The sequence below is a fragment of the Corynebacterium oculi genome (assembly GCF_001412105.1).
GTDB lineage: Bacteria > Actinomycetota > Actinomycetes > Mycobacteriales > Mycobacteriaceae > Corynebacterium > Corynebacterium oculi.
Window position 1 is genome coordinate 173,251 of sequence record NZ_LKST01000004.1, and the last position, 18,148, is coordinate 191,398.

General features: G+C 64.6%; 19 protein-coding genes and 1 pseudogene. 11 read left to right on the plus strand and 9 right to left on the minus strand.

Annotation, left to right across the window (positions count from 1 at the left end; genetic code table 11):
* Positions 1-33 precede the first annotated feature (33 nt).
* Together Cocul_RS10520 and Cocul_RS10525 are read right to left on the minus strand one after the other, a co-directional pair.
* Entirely contained in the window at positions 34-855 is an 822-nt protein-coding gene (locus Cocul_RS10520; RefSeq protein ID WP_150114463.1) for a LytR C-terminal domain-containing protein, read from the minus strand.
* 33 nt (positions 856-888) lie between these two features.
* Entirely contained in the window at positions 889-1,110 is a 222-nt protein-coding gene (locus tag Cocul_RS10525; RefSeq protein ID WP_245622223.1) for a DUF3263 domain-containing protein, read from the minus strand.
* Between the two features lie 16 nt (positions 1,111-1,126).
* On the opposite strand from Cocul_RS10525, the gene Cocul_RS10530 reads away from it, so the two are divergent.
* The 6 genes from Cocul_RS10530 to Cocul_RS10555 all read left to right on the plus strand — a co-directional run bounded on the left by Cocul_RS10530 (position 1,127) and on the right by Cocul_RS10555 (position 7,434).
* The gene (locus Cocul_RS10530) at positions 1,127-1,750 is read left to right on the plus strand and encodes a peptide deformylase (protein ID WP_055123246.1); all 624 of its coding nucleotides are present in this window, start codon (positions 1,127-1,129) and stop codon (positions 1,748-1,750) included.
* A 15-nt stretch (positions 1,751-1,765) separates the two neighbouring features.
* On the plus strand, positions 1,766-2,773 hold the full coding sequence (locus Cocul_RS10535; protein WP_055123247.1) for an N-acetylglutamate synthase, CG3035 family: 1,008 nt from the start codon (positions 1,766-1,768) through the stop codon (positions 2,771-2,773).
* Positions 2,774-2,775: 2 nt separating this feature from the next.
* Complete coding sequence (locus tag Cocul_RS10540; protein ID WP_055123248.1) at positions 2,776-3,606, plus strand: exodeoxyribonuclease III; 831 nt, start codon at positions 2,776-2,778, stop codon at positions 3,604-3,606.
* A gap of 18 nt (positions 3,607-3,624) precedes the next feature.
* Positions 3,625-5,121, plus strand: a complete 1,497-nt coding sequence (gene cls, locus Cocul_RS10545) for a cardiolipin synthase (RefSeq protein ID WP_055123249.1) — start codon at positions 3,625-3,627, stop codon at positions 5,119-5,121.
* Positions 5,122-5,589: 468 nt separating this feature from the next.
* Positions 5,590-6,024 carry a CAP domain-containing protein gene (locus Cocul_RS10550; protein ID WP_055123250.1) on the plus strand — a complete coding sequence of 145 codons (435 nt, stop codon included), beginning with the start codon at positions 5,590-5,592 and terminating at the stop codon, positions 6,022-6,024.
* A 231-nt stretch (positions 6,025-6,255) separates the two neighbouring features.
* Positions 6,256-7,434, plus strand: coding sequence for a Na/Pi symporter (locus Cocul_RS10555; protein WP_055123251.1), 1,179 nt, complete (start codon positions 6,256-6,258; stop codon positions 7,432-7,434).
* Here Cocul_RS10555 and Cocul_RS10560 read toward each other — a convergent pair.
* The 6 genes and pseudogenes from Cocul_RS10560 to Cocul_RS10580 form a co-directional block, all read right to left on the minus strand.
* Positions 7,431-8,306, minus strand: a complete 876-nt coding sequence (locus Cocul_RS10560; RefSeq protein ID WP_055123252.1) for an EamA family transporter — start codon at positions 8,304-8,306, stop codon at positions 7,431-7,433. The genes Cocul_RS10555 and Cocul_RS10560 overlap by 4 nt on opposite strands.
* 3 nt (positions 8,307-8,309) lie before the next feature.
* A pseudogene (locus Cocul_RS13100) lies at positions 8,310-9,058 on the minus strand (YqcI/YcgG family protein).
* A gap of 44 nt (positions 9,059-9,102) precedes the next feature.
* Positions 9,103-9,633 (minus strand): multidrug ABC transporter permease, encoded by a 531-nt coding sequence (locus Cocul_RS10565; protein ID WP_150114465.1) that lies wholly within the window; start codon positions 9,631-9,633, stop codon positions 9,103-9,105.
* 27 nt (positions 9,634-9,660) lie between these two features.
* Entirely contained in the window at positions 9,661-9,870 is a 210-nt protein-coding gene (locus Cocul_RS10570) for a hypothetical protein (RefSeq protein ID WP_055123254.1), read from the minus strand.
* Between the two features lie 2 nt (positions 9,871-9,872).
* On the minus strand, positions 9,873-10,808 hold the full coding sequence (locus Cocul_RS10575; RefSeq protein WP_055123255.1) for an ABC transporter ATP-binding protein: 936 nt from the start codon (positions 10,806-10,808) through the stop codon (positions 9,873-9,875).
* On the minus strand, positions 10,801-11,310 hold the full coding sequence (locus tag Cocul_RS10580) for an NUDIX hydrolase (protein ID WP_055123256.1): 510 nt from the start codon (positions 11,308-11,310) through the stop codon (positions 10,801-10,803). Before Cocul_RS10580 ends, Cocul_RS10575 begins: the two co-directional genes overlap by 8 nt.
* A 54-nt stretch (positions 11,311-11,364) precedes the next feature.
* On the opposite strand from Cocul_RS10580, the gene Cocul_RS10585 reads away from it, so the two are divergent.
* From Cocul_RS10585 to Cocul_RS12655, 5 genes are all read left to right on the plus strand, one after another.
* The gene (locus Cocul_RS10585) at positions 11,365-12,882 is read left to right on the plus strand and encodes a hypothetical protein (protein WP_055123257.1); all 1,518 of its coding nucleotides are present in this window, start codon (positions 11,365-11,367) and stop codon (positions 12,880-12,882) included.
* Positions 12,879-13,982 carry a glutamate ABC transporter substrate-binding protein gene (locus Cocul_RS10590; protein ID WP_069723628.1) on the plus strand — a complete coding sequence of 368 codons (1,104 nt, stop codon included), beginning with the start codon at positions 12,879-12,881 and terminating at the stop codon, positions 13,980-13,982. The genes Cocul_RS10585 and Cocul_RS10590 overlap by 4 nt, the downstream gene beginning before the upstream one ends.
* Positions 13,969-16,443 (plus strand): serine/threonine protein kinase, encoded by a 2,475-nt coding sequence (locus Cocul_RS10595; RefSeq protein ID WP_055123258.1) that lies wholly within the window; start codon positions 13,969-13,971, stop codon positions 16,441-16,443. The genes Cocul_RS10590 and Cocul_RS10595 overlap by 14 nt, the downstream gene beginning before the upstream one ends.
* Before the next feature lie 117 nt (positions 16,444-16,560).
* Positions 16,561-17,031 (plus strand): hypothetical protein, encoded by a 471-nt coding sequence (locus Cocul_RS12650; protein WP_055123259.1) that lies wholly within the window; start codon positions 16,561-16,563, stop codon positions 17,029-17,031.
* The gene (locus Cocul_RS12655; protein WP_211257128.1) at positions 17,028-17,603 is read left to right on the plus strand and encodes a hypothetical protein; all 576 of its coding nucleotides are present in this window, start codon (positions 17,028-17,030) and stop codon (positions 17,601-17,603) included. Before Cocul_RS12650 ends, Cocul_RS12655 begins: the two co-directional genes overlap by 4 nt.
* On the opposite strand, the gene Cocul_RS10610 is transcribed toward Cocul_RS12655, so the two are convergent.
* A complete protein-coding gene (locus tag Cocul_RS10610; RefSeq protein WP_055123261.1) occupies positions 17,604-18,134 on the minus strand; it encodes a hypothetical protein in 531 nt (176 codons plus the stop codon).
* Positions 18,135-18,148: the final 14 nt, after the last annotated feature.

Genomic DNA, 18,148 nt, shown 5'->3' on the forward strand with positions numbered 1-18,148 from the left:
TTTCGGGGTTGGGGAGGTGGATCTACAGGAATCCTACCGGGTGGGCGCGGCCACAGCCCCGGCGAGCACCACCGTGAGGTCACCCTGGCCCGCCGTGGTGGCGGGGAGATTGGGATCGTAGGGGCGGGCCACACCGCCTAGTTGATCCGCGAGGCGGCGCGCGCGCTCCTCGCTACCGGGGGCGCTGGGCTGGTAGAACACGGTGGTCTCATCGACCTTGTATTGCTCCTCGGGGAGGTTGCCCACCTCACCGATCTGGTTGCCCTGGCCCTCCAGCTGACGGGAGGTGTTGGCCGCGAGATCCTGCACGGTGGAGTTATTGAGCACGTTCACGCGCCCGCTTTGCGCTTGGCTTTGTCCGTCTCCCTGAGCCTGATTCTGTCCCTCGCGGGCGTTCTCCGCCGGGGTGCTGGGAGCAGGGGCCGGGGTGCTCGGCTGGCTATCTCCCACCACGCCGTTGGCCTCGGCGGGGGCGGGCGTGGCCGGGGTCTGCGGCGCGCCGGTTACCGCGGGCTGCTGGGTGGCCTGACCCGGCTGCGCTTGCCCGGTGGGGCTTTGCCCGGCGGGCTGCTGGGCGGGAGCGGTGACCTCGGTGGCCTCGGTGGTGGCGTCCGCGCCGGAGTCGTCATTCTTGTCGTCACCACCCACGAGCGCCCACACGCCCCAGATGGCCAGCAAGATCGCCACGGCTACGAGCACCATGGCCAGGCCTCGGAGGGGGATGCCACTGCCCTCGCCCTGCTCCTCGGGGGCTTCCTCACCGTCGTAAAAGTCCGCCTCGGTCCCGGAGGCCCCGGCGAGGCCTGCAGCGGCGTCGTCCTCGTAGGGCTCGTAATTCTCTCGATCTTTATTCACATCAGACACAATAGCCACTTTACATATCAAAAATTACAATTTCCCGTGGCTCTCCCGGAGCGTCGCCAGCCGTCGCACCAGCGCGGGGTGCGTCGCCATCGCCTCGGGGGCGTCGATAAGCAGATTGAGGCGCTGATAATAGCGCACCGGGCTGATCCCCAGCTCCGCGCGGATCGCCTCCTCGCGCGCACCCAGGGCGCGCGGGGCGCGCTGCGCAAAGTCCAGCAGGCGGGCGTCGAAGTCACTCAGGGCCATGCCTACACTGTATTTCATGACTGTGCGCCCCATTGTGATCTACGGCGACCCCGTACTGCATAACCCCACGCAGCCCGTCCCCGCCCCCTACCGCGATCAGGAAACCCTCATCGAGGACATGTTCGAGACGATGGAGGTGGCTCATGGCGTGGGCCTGGCCGCCAATCAGATCGGCCTGCCGCTGCGGCTTTTCGTCTATAACTGCCCCGATGACGAGGGCCACTGGCACCGCGGCTACGTCATCAACCCGGAGCTGGAAACCTCCGAGATCCCCACCACCATGCCCGCCGATGACGGCAGCGATGACGAGGGCTGCCTCTCCGTGCCCGGGGAAGGCTTCCCCACGGGGCGCGCGCACTGGGCCAAGGTCACCGGCGTAGACTTGGACGGCAACCCCGTGGCGGTGGAGGGCACCGGGTTCCTGGCCCGCTGCCTGCAACACGAGGTAGGCCACCTGGACGGCTACGTGTACACCGATACGCTCATCGGGCGGTACAAGCGCCAGGCCAAGAAGGCCATCAAGGCGCACGAGTGGAACCATCCGGGCAACACCTGGATGCCCGGCGTGGATCCCGATCCCTTCGGACACGATGATCCCCAGCCCGCCGGCACCAACACCGGCACCGCCCCGGCCGAGTAACCAACCACCCACGCCATGAGCACCTGGTTCCGCAACCAGCCCATCGCGGTGGGAGACCGCGTGGTGGTGCGCCGCACCCTGCCGAACACCCCGGGGCACCTCAGCGACGTGGTGGGGCACGTCTTAAGCCTCGATCCGCTGACCGTGCGCCCGCAGAAGGTGGGCGGCCTGCCCTCCCAGGCGCCCAGCGTGGTGATCCCCGCCGCGCAGATTCAGGTGGTGCGCAGGCTCTCCCCGCGCCGCGTGCTCAACTCCGATATTCGGGCCATTGAGCAGGCCACCGCCGCCGCCTTTCCCGGCCTGGAGCATCGCTGGAGCCGCGACGGCCAGTGGCTACTGCGCGCCGGCGATGGCATCACGGAGCGCTCTAATTCCGCCACCCCCCTGGGCCCTTCCGCCGGGTTGAGCGCGGTGCCCCTGGAAGAGATCACGGAGTTCTACGCCGCCCACGGCCTGCCGGTGGTCATTCACATTCCCGAGCGCATCGGCCGCCCGGCGGAGGCCCTGTGTGCCGGGCCGCAGTGGGAGCAGGGCCCGGAAATCCTGGTGATGACCAAGCCAATCGGCGCCGCCCCCACGCCGCGTTCCGTGCCGGGTTTCCGCTTCCGCGTGGACCCCCAGCCCGATGCCGCCTGGCTCACCATGTATCACTTCCGCGGCACGCCGTTACCGCCGCGCGCGCTGCGCCTGCTCAGCTCCACCATCGAGGGCACCCTGGGCTTCGGCCGCCTGCTCAATGCCCGGGGGGATACCGTGGCCGTGACGCGCGGCACCGTCACCCACTCCCAGGACGGCCGAGGGTGGCTGGGGTACTCGGCCGTGGAGGTAGATCCCGCTTATCGACGCCGCGGGCTGGCCACCTGGCTGGGTGAGGAGATGCTGGCCTGGGGACGCCTCCACGGCGCGCAGGCCGCCTACCTCCAGGTGCTCGAATCCAACGCCGCCGGTAGGGGGCTCTACACCGCGCAGGGTTTTATCGAGCATCATCGGCACCGTTACGCGCACCACCGGCTATCCTCGTAGCCATGCGCATAGCCACCTGGAACGTCAACTCGGCACGCACCCGCGCGGATCGCATGGCGGATTTTCTGCTTCGCCACGGAGTAGACGTGCTCGCGGTGCAGGAGACCAAGTGCTCCGACGATAAGTTCCCCTACTCCCGCTTCGAGGAGATTGGTTACCAGGTGGCGCACGTGGGATACCACCAGTGGAACGGGGTGGCCATTCTTTCCCGGGTGGGTTTGGAGGACGTGTCCACCCACTTTCCCCACCAGCCTGGCTTTGCCAAGGACCCCGAGGCGGAACAGGCCCGCGAGGCCCGCGCGGTGGGGGCCACCTGCGGCGGGGTGCGGGTGTGGAGCCTTTATGTTCCCAACGGGCGCGAGATCGCCGACCGCCACTACGACTACAAGTTGCGGTGGCTGTGGACGCTGCGCGCTCAGGTCTCCGCACACCTGGATCAGTCTCCCGAGGACAAGCTGCTGCTTCTGGGCGATTTCAACATCGCCCCGCGCGATGAGGACGTGTGGGACATGGGCGTCTTTGAGGGCCGCACCCACGTGACGGAACCCGAGCGTGCGGCCTTCCAGGCCCTCGAAGAGGCCGGCCTGCGCGAGGTCACCCGCCAATTCACCGAGTCCACCCGCTACACCTACTGGGATTACACCTCGGGGCGCTTCGGCAAGAACGAGGGCATGAGGATCGATTTTCAGCTGGCCAGCCAGGCGCTCGCAAGGACCGCCACGGCGGGCTTCATCGACGTGGAGGAGCGCTCCACCAAGGGAGCCTCCGATCACGCCCCCGTGGTGGTGGATTACCGCCTTGACGGCAATCCCGATTTTGATAGCGTGCGCTAGAAAGCCTGCGGTACCGGCGTGTTTTCTCTGAGCGTTAATCTGGATACCTGGCAGTTCATTGGCCTCCTGGTGGATTACACCATCAAGATCATCGCCATTGGTTACGTCCCGGAGGGCCGCCGCCCCAGTTCCTCCACCGCCTGGCTTCTGGCCATTCTCCTCCTGCCCGTGGTGGGCCTGCCGCTGTTTCTCCTCATGGGCAGCCCGTACATCAATAGGCGTCGGCACCGGATTCAGCAGGAGGCCAACGCCATGATCGAGGACATTCAGGAGGATGCCCCCGATTACCCACCCAGCGTCACCCTCTCCTCCGAGGTGGCCTCCCTGGTGCGCCTCAACCGCTCGCTCACCAACTTTCCCGCCCTGCCGGCCGTCAATGTGGGCCTGCACACCGATTACGATGACACCCTGCACCGCATGGCCGCCGCCGTGGATCGCGCCCAGAAGCACGTACACGTGGAGATTTACATCATGGCCTGGGATGACACCACCGACGTGTTCTTCCGCGCCCTGGAGCGGGCGGCGGCCCGGGGGGTGCAGGTGCGCCTGCTCTTTGACCAGATAGGCAGCTATAAGTACCCCGGCTACCGCAAGCTCGGCCGCCGCCTGGACGCCATCGGGGTGGAGTGGCAGCTCATGCTCCCCCTGCAACCCTGGTATGGCCGCTTCCGACGCCCCGACCTGCGCAACCACCGCAAGATCCTGGTGGTGGACGGAACGGTGGGCTTCATGGGCTCGCAAAACGCGATCTCGCGCTCCTACCTCATGCCCAAGAACATCAAAAAGAACCGCCAGTGGATCGACGCCATGGTGGAATTAACCGGGCCCATCGTGGATTCCTTGGAGATGATCTTTGCCGTGGATTGGTATCTGGAATCCGGCGAGGATCTGGAATTGAGCAATACCACGCATCCGGCCCCGCTCTCCGCTCTTCCTTCCTCCTCCACCAACGTGGCACAGGTGTTGCCGTCCGGCCCCGGGTACACCACGGAGCCCAACCTGCGCATGTTCACCTCCATCGTGCATCACGCCAAGGAGCGGTTGATCCTGTGCAGCCCCTACTTCATTCCCGATGAGTCCCTGCTCTCCGCCGTGACCACCGCCTGCTATCGGGGGGTGCGGGTGGAACTCCTGGTCTCCGAGGAGGCCGATCAGTTCATGGTTCATCACGCTCAATCCAGCTACTACCAGGCGCTTTTAGAGGCCGGGGTACACATTTACCAATTCCCCGCTCCCTACGTGTTGCACACCAAGTTCCTCCTCGCCGATCCCGATGCCACCGACGGCGACCCCATCGCCGTGCTCGGCTCCTCCAACATGGATATGCGCAGCTTCGGGCTCAATTACGAGGTCTCCCTCATGGTGGTGCGCGGCAACCTCATCGCGCAGCTCAACCAGCTCACGGCGGCCTACCAATCGGTCTCCTCGGAACTCACCCTGGAACAGTGGAATCAGCGCGGTTTTGTGCGTCGATACGTGGATAACGTCATGCGCCTGACCTCCGCCCTGCAATGATTTCCTCTCTATCACAGGCAGTGCAGACATCCGATCTGCGCGCCCACCAGCCGGGATAAACATCAGACCATTAGGTTCAGACGTAGCACTTCAGACGTCCCACCGATAAACAGCAGGTCAGAGGACTAAAGTAGAGACCATAAGCGGTAAAAGGTACGGTATTTTTCCTGAATTTAAAACGTGACTAGTATCACTAAAATATACCTTCGGCCACACGTCAGTGATCCTACCTCCCCATTTTTTCGCAGTCCCCGGACGTATGATGTATGCAATTTACGGCATAGGATACCCCTTTTCGGGGAGGTCACACCTCTGACATCGGCTAACGGAAGCCATTTACAATCGTATTTACCTATAACAGAAATAGTTATGATCTCATACCATAGGGAGAAAAGTCGCACGGAACCTCGCCCGTCCATAGTGTGGGGATCAACAAAGCAACACAGCGATAACCCGAAAGGTTCCACAATGTTCTCCCTGCGTAAGACCGCCAAGACCCTCTCCACCGCCGCCCTCGCCACCGCCGTGATGATCGTTCCGGCGCAGGCCGCCCACGCCTTCAATTGCGCCGACGCCCACGTGGTCGATGTGGTCAACGCCACCAACGATTACCGCGCCGCCAATGGCCTGAAGAAGGTGAATTGCGATAACAGCCTCACCGCAGAGTCCCAGGAGTGGGCGGAGACGATGCGCAACACCAAGAACTTCGACCACGACCCCAACACCCGCACCCTAGAGAACATCTACTACGGCACCAACCCAACCACGGATGACGCGGTACAGAAGTGGATCGACTCCCCCGGCCACCGCGCGAACATGCTGGATAAGGACGTAGAGATCATGGGCGTGGGCTGGGCCCAGAACGAAAAGAATCAGACCTACGCGGTGCAGCGCTTCTGGTAGAACGCTTACCCCGCCACCCCTGAACCAGCCCCGCCGCCCCGCGGGGCTTTTTTCGTGCGGCCTCCTGCGCGCCATAGATTACGTTCCGCCGACCGTGAATGCTAGGTTACTAATAAGAAAACACTGGGGAAACTTCTCGTCGCCCGCGCGGCCTTGAAGGCAGGAGGTGCCGTGGTATCGCACACCACACCGCGTGACCACTCCTCTCCGCTTTTAGGCACCCAGCATTACATGAACCCCAAGGTCATCGCCCCACACGATGACATGATTATGCTCTCCACCGCGGGAAAACTCGCCCGCTGCGCCGGGATCGCGGGGGCGATCTTCTTCCTTCTCCTTGGCCTCTATCTCGTAGTGGACGGCATCTACGGCATGAGCGCGGGGTATACCCAGCGCGTCTTTTCCTCCGCCACGCACCCCCTGATCGGACTCGTCGTCGGCATTCTCACCGCCGCCGTGTTGCAATCCTCGTCCACGGCCACCGCCCTCACCGTCGCCGCCGTGGGCACCGGAGCCATCCCCGTCCCCGTGGCTATCCCCCTCATCATGGGGGCCAATATCGGCACCACCCTCACGCCCCTGGTGGCGTCGTTAAGCTTCAGCCGCCAGCGCGAGGCCCTGCGCAGGGCGCTCAGCGCCGCCTTCCTCCACACCTGGTTCAACGTGCTCATGGTGGCGGTGTTCCTCCCCATCGAGCTGCTCTTTCACCCGCTGCAATCCCTCTCTCAGACCCTCACGGACCCCCTATTCCCCGATCTCCCCAGCGGCGCCTCCGCGCAACCCGCCCTCACGGGCCCGCTGATCCCCCTCATCACGGCGGTGGGCACCCAGGGGCTCCTCGGGGATCTCTTTCCCACGTTCGGTGGCCTAGCCTGCCTCCTCTTCGGCGCCCTGCTCATCTTCCTCGGCCTGCGGATCATGCGCGCGCTCCTGCGCACCCTCTTCGCCGCCACCACCCTCAGCGCCCTGGAAAAGGCCTTCGGTGGCTCCGCCGCGGCGGGCATCACCACCGGGGCGGTGGGCACGGCGGTGATCCAATCCTCCACCGTCACCATCATCTCCCTGCTGCCCTTTGCCGCCACCCGCTCGCTCAAGCAACGCGAGGCGCTTTTCCTCATTCTGGGGGCCAATATGGGCACCACCCTGGGGGTTTTCCTGGCCTTTCTCGCGCTGCCCGATAGCCCACTGGAGGCCTTTGCTTTCCAGGCGGCCGTGATCCACGTGATCTTCAACGTGCTGGGCGTGGCCCTGGTGACCCTCGTTCCCCTCCTGCGCCGCACCCTGCTAAGCCTGGCCTCTTGGAACGCGCGCCAAGCCAGCTCGCGCGTCCCCGCCGCCCTCGGCGCACTCATTACGGCCTACTACGCGCTCCCCGCCCTCATCCTCGGGATCTGGGCGATCGGCCACTAAGCCGCACCCGGGCTCTCTTTCTCCGAGAGCCACACCAGCAGGGCACCGGATAGCATCACCACGAACACCCCGCACAGGGCCACCGCGCTCATCGTCTGCCCCAGCATGAGCCACCCCACCAGAGAGCCCATCGCTGGATCAATGGCAAAGAGCGTGCCAATCACCGGCGCCGAGGTGAGCCGCCCCGCCAGCGTGTCCACCGAATACGGGATCACCACGCCGATTACCGCAGACAGCGCCAGAAGCCCCCACTCGGAAGCACTGACCGACGCCGCGTGCGGCACCCCCAGCGGCAGTGTGAACAACCCCGCCACCGCAACCGATAGCGCCAATCCATCGAGGCCGTTGCCTGCCTTGCCCACCCGGCTGGCAAACACCGTGTACAGGCCAAAGAAGAACGCCGCCCCCAGGCCCGCCGCGTAGCCTACCAGATCGAAGTAGCCCCACGGCCCCACGGAAATCAGCGCCACTCCCAGCAGCGAGGCCACCGCACACAACCCCTCGCGCCACCTGCGCGAGGCCGCCAGCGCCACCGCACACGGCCCGAGAAAATCGAGGGTCACCGCCACACCCAGGGGCAGGCGCTCGATGGCGCTATAAAGGCAGAGGTTCATCAGGGCCATAGCCACGCCATATACCGCGATACCCAGCCACTCCGAACGGCTACGACCCCGCAATCGGGGCCGCACCATCGCCAGGAGTATCAGAGCCGCGATCATCATGCGTAAAGCGCTGGTACCAAAGGGGCCGTAGGAATCAAATAGGCCAGCAGAGACGGCGGAAGAGGTTTGAATCCCTGCCGAGCCAATGAAGATCAGCCCCGCTGCGATCAGCACGGAGCGGCGCGTGATTACTTGTGGTGCAGCGGGCATGAATCAGGGCCTTTCTTTTTCCGGTTCAGTAAAATCATCACCATTTACACAAGAAAATAAATCATAATTTCCCTCATGGGAATTATCATCCCACAAAAAGAACTGATCTATCTCAACACTTTCCCCATGCACACCCAACGCTGAAGAAAGTGGGATAGAATCATACCTGCCAACCAATTTTCGTATAGTCCGACAAGCATCTGGCCATTGCTCGTCCACAAAATTAAATGAAGACCACGGCTGCACAACCAAAGAATATGCAGACCCTAGATTCCTACTATGCCGCAATAAATGATTCGCCGTACTGACATTCACAAAAAATCAATTCCCCCATACCAGAAATCCCACTCAGGACTAACAGGATCAATAGGGACACCCCTTGGCCAACCAACCTCATCGTTTTCCAAAAGATACTTCAGAATCTTTGAAGTCACCCGATAGTCATCATCTAACGATACCGAAGAAAATCCCGTAACCCATATAACAATAGTCTGGTCAGGTTTTTCCCCTATAGCCCCAACCGAAGAGTCGAATAACAACCTCAAAGATTCCATACCGTGAGAGATGTCAGCCATTCCAAACAACAGATCATCATCCAGAAAAGCATTCCGAGCAAAAAAGCAAGGAAATCTCCTATCGGTTACAATCTGAAAAAACTCCTCCATCAGTGTCCGTGCATTCACTGGCACATTGTCCCGCTTAAATAAGGCACCCTCTCGAGCGATCATGTCAACTCCCATCATTAGAGACATGGATCACTCTACAGGCAGGAAGGTGAGCCTGCCACTACTGGATGTTATGCATCCCTCCGGTCAAAGAACACAAAGCCCAGGCCCCAGATCGCCACGGCCCACACGGCAAAGTACAGCCCGCCCTGCGCCACACCCCAGCCCATCACGGATTCCTGGGTGAGGAAGTTCTGGAGGTACTGGAAGGGCAGGTAGTCCGATACCCATCCCCCGATCTTGGGCACCACCCGCACGGCGTTTTCCAGCACCCACATCCAGGCCAGCACCAGCACCACGGCTCCGGCCGTGTTGCGCGCCATCATCGCTATGCCCTGCGTGAACGTAGTGAGCAGCACCATGCCCAGCGGCACCACCCACAGGTACTTCAACCCATCACTATCCCCCAGGAAGGTCATGGGGCTCAGGCTCGGCACCAGCGTTCCCGCGATCACGTAGGCCAACAGCACCACCAACAGGGTGAGCACCGCGATGTGCACCGTGTAGGCCAACCACTTGGCGGCGGCCACCACGATCCGGCGCGGGGTGGCCAGCAGCGTCACGCTCTGCAAGCCAAAGCGGTATTCGGTGGTGACGGTCATGGCGGCCTGGACCACCACCACGGGGAGTCAGGCGTAGACGAGGCCGGACACCGCCATTTCCGGGCTGATTACCACCCCGTATTCCTCCGCCCCGGCGGAGTCGGCGTTCACGGCGATGCCCACGAAGATCGGTACAACCAGGCCGATCGCGGCGAAGATGATGCTTGTCCACCATAGGGAGGCGGTGCTGCGTAGTTTCAGGTATTCGGCCCGGTACGTGTTCAGCAAAGCGGTCATGGTTATTCCTCTCCTCCCCCGGTGCGGTATTGCACGGCGCCGCCGGTGATGTCCATGAAGGCGTCCTCCAACGAGGCCCGCTGTTCCGTTAGTTCGCTCAGCGCGATGCCGTTGTCAAAGGCCACTCGCCCCACCTCATCGGTGCTCATTCCCGTGACGGTCAGCACGGGGCGATTCTCCTCGTCCACGCCCGGCTGCACCTGGTACCCCATGCCGCGCAGCGTACTCGCCAAGCGGTCCAACTCCGCCGGAGCGTTCACCCGCACCCGCGCGGTGGCGGCGGAATGTTGCTTCACAAACTCCGCCGTGGGGGTGTCCGCGATCAACCGCCCCTGCCCGATCACCACCAGGTGATCCGCCGTGAGCGCCATCTCGGAGAGCAGGTGGGAACTCACCAGCACGCTGCGTCCCTGAGCGGCGAAGGCGCGCAGGAAGTTACGCACCCAGCGGATTCCCTCGGGATCGAGGCCGTTGACGGGTTCGTCGAGCACGAGCGTGTGCGGGTCGCCCAGCAGCGCCGCCGCAAGACCCAGGCGTTGTCCCATGCCCAGGGAGAATCCCCCGGCTTTTTTGCCGGCTACGTCGCCGAGGCCCACGATGCCCAGAACCTCGTCCACGCGGGAGCGGGGGATGCCGTTGGCGGTGGCAATCCACTGGAGGTGCCGCGCCGCCGAGCGGTGGGGGTGCACCGCCTTGGCGTCCAGGAGGGTGCCCACGTGCCGCAGCGGCTCACGCAACTGCGCGTAGGGGGTGCCGTCGATCGTGGCTCCGCCCGCGCTCGGCCTGTCCAGCCCCACAATCATGCGCATGGTGGTGGACTTTCCCGCACCGTTGGGGCCAAGGAAACCCGTCACCATTCCCGAACGCACGGAGAAGCTGAGGTCATCCACGGCGAGGGTACCGCCGTATTTCTTTGTTAATCCCTTTGCTTCAATCACGCCACAAGCGTGCCATAAGTTTATGCCTCAAACCCGGCCATGCCCGAGCAAAGGCCGGGAGCAACGGCAGGTCCGCCACCTCATCGACGGGTACCCACCGCAGTTCCACGGACTCCTCGTTGGGGTGATGCGCCACGGCCTTTCCCGTGGCGGTCTCCGCCAGCACGGTGGTGTAGGTCCACTGCCCCGCCAGGTCGGGCCGGGCGGGGTCGGCGGGGAAGGGACCTGCGGTGCGGTGCTCGGCCAGCACGCGAATCAGGGTGGCGTCGATGTCTGTTTCCTCGTGGGCCTCGCGCAGGGCGGCGTCGGTAGCCGTCTCCTGGGAGTCCCGCGCCCCGCCGGGCAGGGCCCAGGTTCCGCCGTGGTGTGTCCACGGCGCGCGGTGTTGCATGAGCACGGTGCGCTCCCGGCGCGCCACCAGGAGCAAGCCTGCGGCCCCGAATCTCCCCCACAGTGTGCCGCCCTCGGGGCCCGCCGCCCATCCGTTGCCGTCTCCGTTCATGCCTCCCCAGCCTAGTGCTAGCCATGAGGCGGCCCAGCACGTTATCCTAAAAAAATGACTGGTGATCAGGGACACTCCCCCAAGGGACACCTGCGCCAGCGGCTGCGCGGGCCCTGGGAGCGTGCGGTATCCCGGAGGCACAGGGCACCGCTTTTCGACGCCGCCGAGCTCCCCCACGACACCGAGGACCACTGGCTTGACCGGGTGGACGATCCCGAGGAGGCCCCCCGATCCTCCCTCAAGACCCTCTGGGTCTCCGCCTCTTCGGGGCCCCTCTACCGGCTGCGGGTGATCTGGCGGTTCATCTCCACCACGCTGGGCAAGATGGTCACGCTCACCATCATCTTAGCCGTGGCCCTTTTCGCCGCCGGGTATTCCATGAGCGTGTACTCCGCCGCCCGGCAGCAGTCCCTCACGGAGATGCTGGACACCACCGAGCCCACGAGTTCGGCCGCGCACCAGCTCTATACCTCGCTATCCCTGGCGGACACGATGGCCACCACCGGCATGGTGCAATCGGGGATCATGCCGGAGGAATCCCTCAGCCTGTACTACCAGGCCCTCGATCGGGCCTCGCACGCGGCCTCCGAGGTGTCGGCGGGGTTTGGTGATGAGGACCCCACGGCGGCGGAACTGATCTCCAGGGTGCAGCGCCAGTTGCCGGTGTACGCCGGGCTGGTGGAAACCTCCCGCGCTAATAATCGCCAGGGCAATCCCGTGAGCGTGTCCTACATGGCGGAGGCCTCGGCCTTGATGCGCGAGGAGATTCTGCGGGACGCCTCCGCGATCTTCGACCGCGCCAGCCACAACGTGTCCACCCAGCAGTATCAGGCCATGCGCCCGCAGTGGGTGCCGCTTTCGGGGCTCGTTGCCTCCGTGCTCTTCCTGCTTATCGCACAGTGGTGGCTGTGGCGGGTCACGCGGCGGCGGTTGAATAAGGGGTTCCTGGCCGCCACCGCCATGATGTGCCTGGCTATCTTGTGGGTATCCGGCTCCAACTTTGCCACCTGGCAGGCGGGTAACCGCAGCTTCGAGCAGGCGGCCCTGCCCTGGGACTCGCTGACCGCCTCGCGCATCCTGGCCCAGCAGGCTCGCACCTCGGAAACGCTGGCGCTGGTGCGACGCCAGAGCATCGAGGACACCAACTCTTCCTTCCAGGAGACCACCCAGGCGCTGAGTTCCGCCCTCGACGATGTGGAGCAGGCGCAATCCCGTTCTCGGGGGCGATCCCAGGAATCCCTGGACTCCGCCCGCACGGCGCTGCACCAGTGGGAGGAGGCACACGCGGAGCTGGTGCGCACGCTACGCTCCGGGGAGTTCTCCGAGGCGCTGCGGCTGACCACGGATACCGCCAGCCACGGCGCGGATTCCCCCACGGCGGCGGGCGCGTTCGCGGCCCTCGATGATTCCCTGGGGGACCTCATCTCCCAATCCCGCTCCACCATGCGCTCCTTTATCCGCGACGGCCTGGCCGCCACCGCGCTCCTCTCCATGTCCGTCCTGCTGCTCTCGTTGAGTTCCATCGTGGCGGTGGTTCTGGGAATCCGTCCCCGCTTGCAGGAGTACCTATGATCCGCCCCACCCCACCCGCTTCCCGCGCCCAACGCCGTGGCCGGCTTCGTCATCAGCGCCTAGCGATCCTCGCCGGACTCACCGGCCTTGCCCTGGGGCTGTCCGCCTGTTCCTCTCCGCTGGCCGAGCGCGCCATGCGCAACAGCCCCCAGGAACACGCCGAGGCCACCGAGGCCGCCGCCGCGGCGCTGAACTTCGGCCCCCCGCTGCCGGCGGGGGCCGTGCTGGAACGCCCCGGTGAGCATCACGAGACCACGGCCCCCTCCTCCTCCGGGGAGAACGAGGCGGAGGGATCGCTGCGCCCGGATTCCGCCAAACCGGAGGATCGGGTGCCGGAGATCATCGAGCGCGGCCGCCTCATCGTGGGCGTGGATCAGTCCCTCTACCGCATTAGTTACCGGGATCCCCGCTACGGTGACGTGCGCGGCTTCGAGGTAGACCTGGCCCGCGAGATCGCCCGGGATATTTTTGGCGACCCGCACAAGGTGGAGTTCCGGTTCATGGAGTCCGCCGCCAGCCTGGATTCCCTGAACAAGGGCGCGGTGGACGCCGTGATCCGCACCATGAGCATCACCCCGGAGCGCCAGGAGACCGTGGCCTTCTCCGCCCCGTACCTCTCCACCCACAAGCGCCTGCTGGTGAGCAATAGCGCGGACATCACCTCCACCGAGGACCTCGGGGGCCGCACGGTGTGCGTGGCCGATGGTTCCACCGGGTTGATCGAGGCCCGCGCCCAGGCCCCGGCCTCCTCCATTCTCAAAACGCGCAGCTGGTCCGATTGCCTGGTGGCCCTGCAACAGCACCAAACGGAGGCCATCTTGGCCGATGACGTGCTCCTCTCCGGGATCGCCGCCCAGGATCAGTTCACGCAGATCGTGGGCCCGGCGCTCTCCCAGGAGGATTACGGGGTGGCCATGGCTCTCCCGGAGGAGGGCGGCAGCCCCGGCCTGGTGCGCCAGGTGAACTCCACGCTGGAGCGGATTCGCTCCGACGGCACCTGGTGGGACATGTACAACCTGTGGTTCGGCCCCTACGTGAATAGTTCCGGCCCGCCGCCCCTGCACTACCGCCCGGAGGAGGAGACCCATGAGGAAGAGTGAGGACACCCCCGAGGCCCCCCGCGAAGATATTCCCCGCGATGACGAGGCCCACCTCTACGCGGAGGACTCCGGCGAGGCCTTGGGGGCGTCGGCAAGCTCCCCGAGCGGCGACGCGGACACCGCCGAGGGCCCCGCCACGGAGGCCGTGCCGTTTGACCCCTTCGCGGACGAGGAGGACGCCCCGGCCACCGCCGCCGTGCCCTTTGATCCCTTTGCCGATGAGGAGGACACGGACGCCGAGGAGGTGGGTGACATCGCCGCCCTGCTCAGCGACATGGGCTCGCTGCGCGACGCCGCCACCGCCCGCATGGATACCTCGGAGCGGGCGTGCCGGGAGGCGCTGAGCACGTTCCGACGCCGCCGCGCCGAGCGCCGCATGGATCGCACCGTGGCGGATGGCATGGTCACCTTGCCCTTTATCAACCTGCTTCCCCCGGAGCAGGCGCTGCAAGACCCTTCCGGCAAGAAGGTCTCGCCCCCGCAGCTTTCTCCCGGCGACACGGTGGCGGATCAGTACGAGGTGCTGGGTGTGATTGCGCACGGCGGCATGGGCTGGATTTACCTGGCGGAGGATCGTAACGTCTCCGAGCGCCTGGTGGTGCTCAAGGGAATGCAGGCGGAGAAAGAGGCGCACGATGCCGGCGCCGCCGTGGCGGAACGGGAGTTCCTGGCGGACATCACGCACCCCGGCATCGTGAAGATCTTTAACTTCATCGACGATCCCCGCGTGCCCGGCGGGTTCATCGTCATGGAGTACGTCAGCGGGCCCAGCCTGCGCGATCGCATGCGCACCTACCCCGGCAGCAACCTGTCCATCGACGTCGCCATCGCCTACGTCCTGGAGATCCTTCCGGCCCTGGAGTATCTGCACTCGCGCGGGGTGGTGTACAACGATCTCAAGCCGGAAAACATCATCGCCACCGAGGATCAGGTCAAGCTCATCGACCTCGGCGCGGTGTCCGGCATCGGGGCCTACGGCTACATCTACGGCACCCGCGGCTACCAGGCCCCGGAGGTGCCCACCCAAGGCCCCAGCATCGCCAGTGATATTTACACGGTGGGCCGCACCCTCGCCGCGCTGACCATCACCATGCCCACCACCGACGGCGCGCTCGACCCCGGCATTCCCTCCCCCACCGACGAACCACTGCTGCGCCGCTACCTGAGTTTCTATCGGCTCCTCGTGCGCGCCACCAACCCCAACCCGGAGGAGCGCTTCACCAGCCTCGCCGCGCTGCGCAGTCAGCTCTACGGCGTGCTGCGGGAGGTCATCGCGCTACGCGACGGCCGGCAGTTCCCCGCGCAGCACTCCCTGTTCTCCCCCCAGCGCCGCACCTTTGGCACCAAGCACCTGGTGTTCCGCACCGATCAGCTTATCGACGGCATCGACCGCACCGTGCGCATCACCTCCGGGGAGGTCATGCAGGCCCTGCCCGTGCCCCTGGTGGATCGCAACGATGTGGGCGCCGGGATGCTCTCCGGGTTTTCCTATACCGAGCCGGAGGAGGCCCTGGAAACCCTGCACCAGGCGATGAACACCCCGGAGTACGAAAAGTCCGCGGAAATCCCCTTCGGCGTGGTGCGCGCCATGCTTGACCTGGGCTTTACCGGCCAGGCGCGCTCCTGGCTGGCCTCCCTGGAATACCGCCTGGGCCATGACTGGCGCTACCAGTGGTACTCCGCCACCACCCACCTGCTCATGGAGGATTACCAGCAGGCCCAGCAGCACTTCTATCACGTGCTGCGCATTCTGCCCGGCGAGGCCGCCCCCAAGTTGGCGCTGGCCGCCGTGGACGAGTTGATCCTCCAAGACCTCGGCTACACGGAACAAACCCTCCTCCCCGAGGACGCCGCCCACACCATCACCACCGCCGGGCTGAACTTTGAGGAACTAGCCAGGGACTTTTTCACCCGCATCGACCGCGACTGGACGCACCTCACCCACGATCCCCTCGTGCTGCGCTTCCACGCCATTAGGCTCTACAGCCTGGTGTGGCTGACCAACCCCGCCACCGTCTCCTCCGCCTTTGGCCTGGCCCGCCAACTCATGGCGGAAAACCAACTGGAACTGGCCATTCAGGCCCTGGATAAGGTTCCCCAGGCCTCGCGGCATCACCGCATGGCGCAACTGACCAATATCCTGCAACTGATCTCCAAGGATCTCACCGAATCCCGAATCCGCCGCGCCGCCCGCCGCCTGGAAGAGATCCCCACCAACGAGCCACGCTTCCTCCAGATCAAGACTGCCATCTTCTCCGCCGCGCTGAAGTTCCTCCGGGATTCCGGCCTGGATCAGGCGGCCTCCCCCAACGCGCTACTCGATTACCCCTTCACCCAGCGCGGCCTGCGCTACGCGCTCGCGGACTCCCTGCGCCGCCAGGCCCGCAACGCCCCCTTCCCCCGGCACCGCTATGACCTAGTGGATATGGCGAACCAGGTGCGGCCGGTGACGTGGTTTTAGGGGCAGACGTTCTCTGGGCTCGCATGACAGACCCGCACAGCGTTTGTTAAATTTAACAAGCCTGAGAGGCCTCATCGACTCACCGTTCAGCCCGGGATCAGACGTGATCCCCCGGATTTGAGCCGGGCGCGGGAACAGGGCGATTGGGTCACCGATCAACTCCGTATCCCTCCCGCCACCGATGCTCTGAAGAGGGTGGCCAAGGCCCTGCTCGCAATCGCGGATCAGGCGGGGCTTTCCACCCGCACGGAAAAAAGCTTAACGGCGCTCCTTGATCGAGTGCGTAGTATCGCCGCGCTCGGCGTCTCCGTGTCCCTCTCTCAGCCCGAGGGCGAAGAGGCTTATACCGCGCTCACCGACCTCTTGGTGGAAATCGGGCGCGCCGCCATCAAGGCAAACGTGATGGTGCTCATCTGCATCGACGAGATCGAGAACATCACCGACGAGGCGATTCTCTCGCAGTTGCTCATCTCCTTGGGCGATGCTTTGGCTAAGGAAGTGACGGTTCCGGCCCCGGAGATCGTGAGATCACACGATACCTTCCCATCGCGGTATATCTCTCCGGCCTCCCAGATTTTGAGCAGATGACGCGCACCCGTCAAGGAGCAACATTTGCCCGTCGGTTCAAAACAACGCTGCTCGGCTCAGTGACCGCCACGGAAATGGAGAAAGCCCTCGCTCTCCTCGTCAATCAGGGATGGGAGATCAGCGATGAAGAGGGCGGCATCAAGCATGTGTACATGGATCAAGATGCCCGCGATGCGATCATTCACCTCAGCAAGGGGGAACCATTCCTTTTTCAACTCGCCGGTAATTCCGCCTGGCACGCTGGAAACACCGATACCATCACGCGCGAGGACGTACTAGTGGGGTGGCAAACCGTCCGCGCCGAGGCGGAATCACACGTGGCGAACATTCTTGACCGGCTCCCCGAGCAGGAACGATTGTTCGTTGAGGTCATGGGAGAATTAGACCCCGCAGAACGGACGTTGAGTGCTATCGCGCACACAGCCGGAATTAGTCCGGCGACAAAATTAGGAACGGCTACACGGCGGCTCGACCAAGTCCGCGGGATTATCAAACGGGGCAAGCCTTATACCTTCCGCAATCAAGCGGTGGAGGCGTATCTCACAACCGAGTGGCCGGAAATCACCCCCTAATCACACCTCCACCAGCACCTCGGGGGACTGCACCTCGTGGTAGGGATCGCTTTCCACCACCAGGCTGGCAAACACCTGCGCCCGGCCCGCTGCACCGCTGCTCCCCAGCCCAGAACCGCCACCATAAGTCCAGGTCAGCGGCACCTCCGCCGTCTCTCCCGGCGCCACGGCCTCGGGGAGGGCGATCACCCAGCGCCCCTCACCGGGGCTCGTAGAAGAAGCAAAAGGCTCCGAGGGTTCCCAGCCCGCCCCGCCCACAAGGCCCGCACCATCAAGGAGGCGCGCCACCAGGTGCAGTTCCGTTCCCTGTTCCACCGCGCTATCGGTGCCGTTGTGTACGCGCAGGAGGGTGAGCACCCCGCCCTCGGAGGTGGGTTCGGCGGCCAGGTCGAGCCGCAGGCCACCGGCTCCCTCCACGGCCGCAGCCGCAGCAGGCCCCATGCCGATACCAGCCCCCGCGCCCGGCACCACTTTGATCGCCCCCACGGCCACGGCGAGGGCGCCGATCTTTAAAAAGTTCCGTCTATCCATCTCTTTTCTCCTAC

Excerpts from the sequence above, each read along its gene's own strand:
- Cocul_RS12655 (WP_211257128.1), top strand. The coding sequence starts at position 17,028 with ATGACGCGCACCCGTCAAGGAGCAACATTTGCCCGTCGGTTCAAAACA.
- Cocul_RS10560 (WP_055123252.1), bottom strand. The coding sequence starts at position 8,306 with ATGCCCGCTGCACCACAAGTAATCACGCGCCGCTCCGTGCTGATCGCA.
- Cocul_RS10565 (WP_150114465.1), bottom strand. The coding sequence starts at position 9,633 with ATGACCGTCACCACCGAATACCGCTTTGGCTTGCAGAGCGTGACGCTG.
- Cocul_RS10555 (WP_055123251.1), top strand. The coding sequence starts at position 6,256 with ATGAACCCCAAGGTCATCGCCCCACACGATGACATGATTATGCTCTCC.
- Cocul_RS10540 (WP_055123248.1), top strand. The coding sequence starts at position 2,776 with ATGCGCATAGCCACCTGGAACGTCAACTCGGCACGCACCCGCGCGGAT.
- Cocul_RS10550 (WP_055123250.1), top strand. The coding sequence starts at position 5,590 with ATGTTCTCCCTGCGTAAGACCGCCAAGACCCTCTCCACCGCCGCCCTC.
- Cocul_RS10530 (WP_055123246.1), top strand. The coding sequence starts at position 1,127 with ATGACTGTGCGCCCCATTGTGATCTACGGCGACCCCGTACTGCATAAC.
- Cocul_RS10580 (WP_055123256.1), bottom strand. The coding sequence starts at position 11,310 with ATGAACGGAGACGGCAACGGATGGGCGGCGGGCCCCGAGGGCGGCACA.
- Cocul_RS10590 (WP_069723628.1), top strand. The coding sequence starts at position 12,879 with ATGATCCGCCCCACCCCACCCGCTTCCCGCGCCCAACGCCGTGGCCGG.
- Cocul_RS10610 (WP_055123261.1), bottom strand. The coding sequence starts at position 18,134 with ATGGATAGACGGAACTTTTTAAAGATCGGCGCCCTCGCCGTGGCCGTG.
- Cocul_RS10525 (WP_245622223.1), bottom strand. The coding sequence starts at position 1,110 with ATGGCCCTGAGTGACTTCGACGCCCGCCTGCTGGACTTTGCGCAGCGC.
- Cocul_RS10585 (WP_055123257.1), top strand. The coding sequence starts at position 11,365 with ATGACTGGTGATCAGGGACACTCCCCCAAGGGACACCTGCGCCAGCGG.
- Cocul_RS10595 (WP_055123258.1), top strand. The coding sequence starts at position 13,969 with ATGAGGAAGAGTGAGGACACCCCCGAGGCCCCCCGCGAAGATATTCCC.
- Cocul_RS10535 (WP_055123247.1), top strand. The coding sequence starts at position 1,766 with ATGAGCACCTGGTTCCGCAACCAGCCCATCGCGGTGGGAGACCGCGTG.
- Cocul_RS10570 (WP_055123254.1), bottom strand. The coding sequence starts at position 9,870 with ATGACCGCTTTGCTGAACACGTACCGGGCCGAATACCTGAAACTACGC.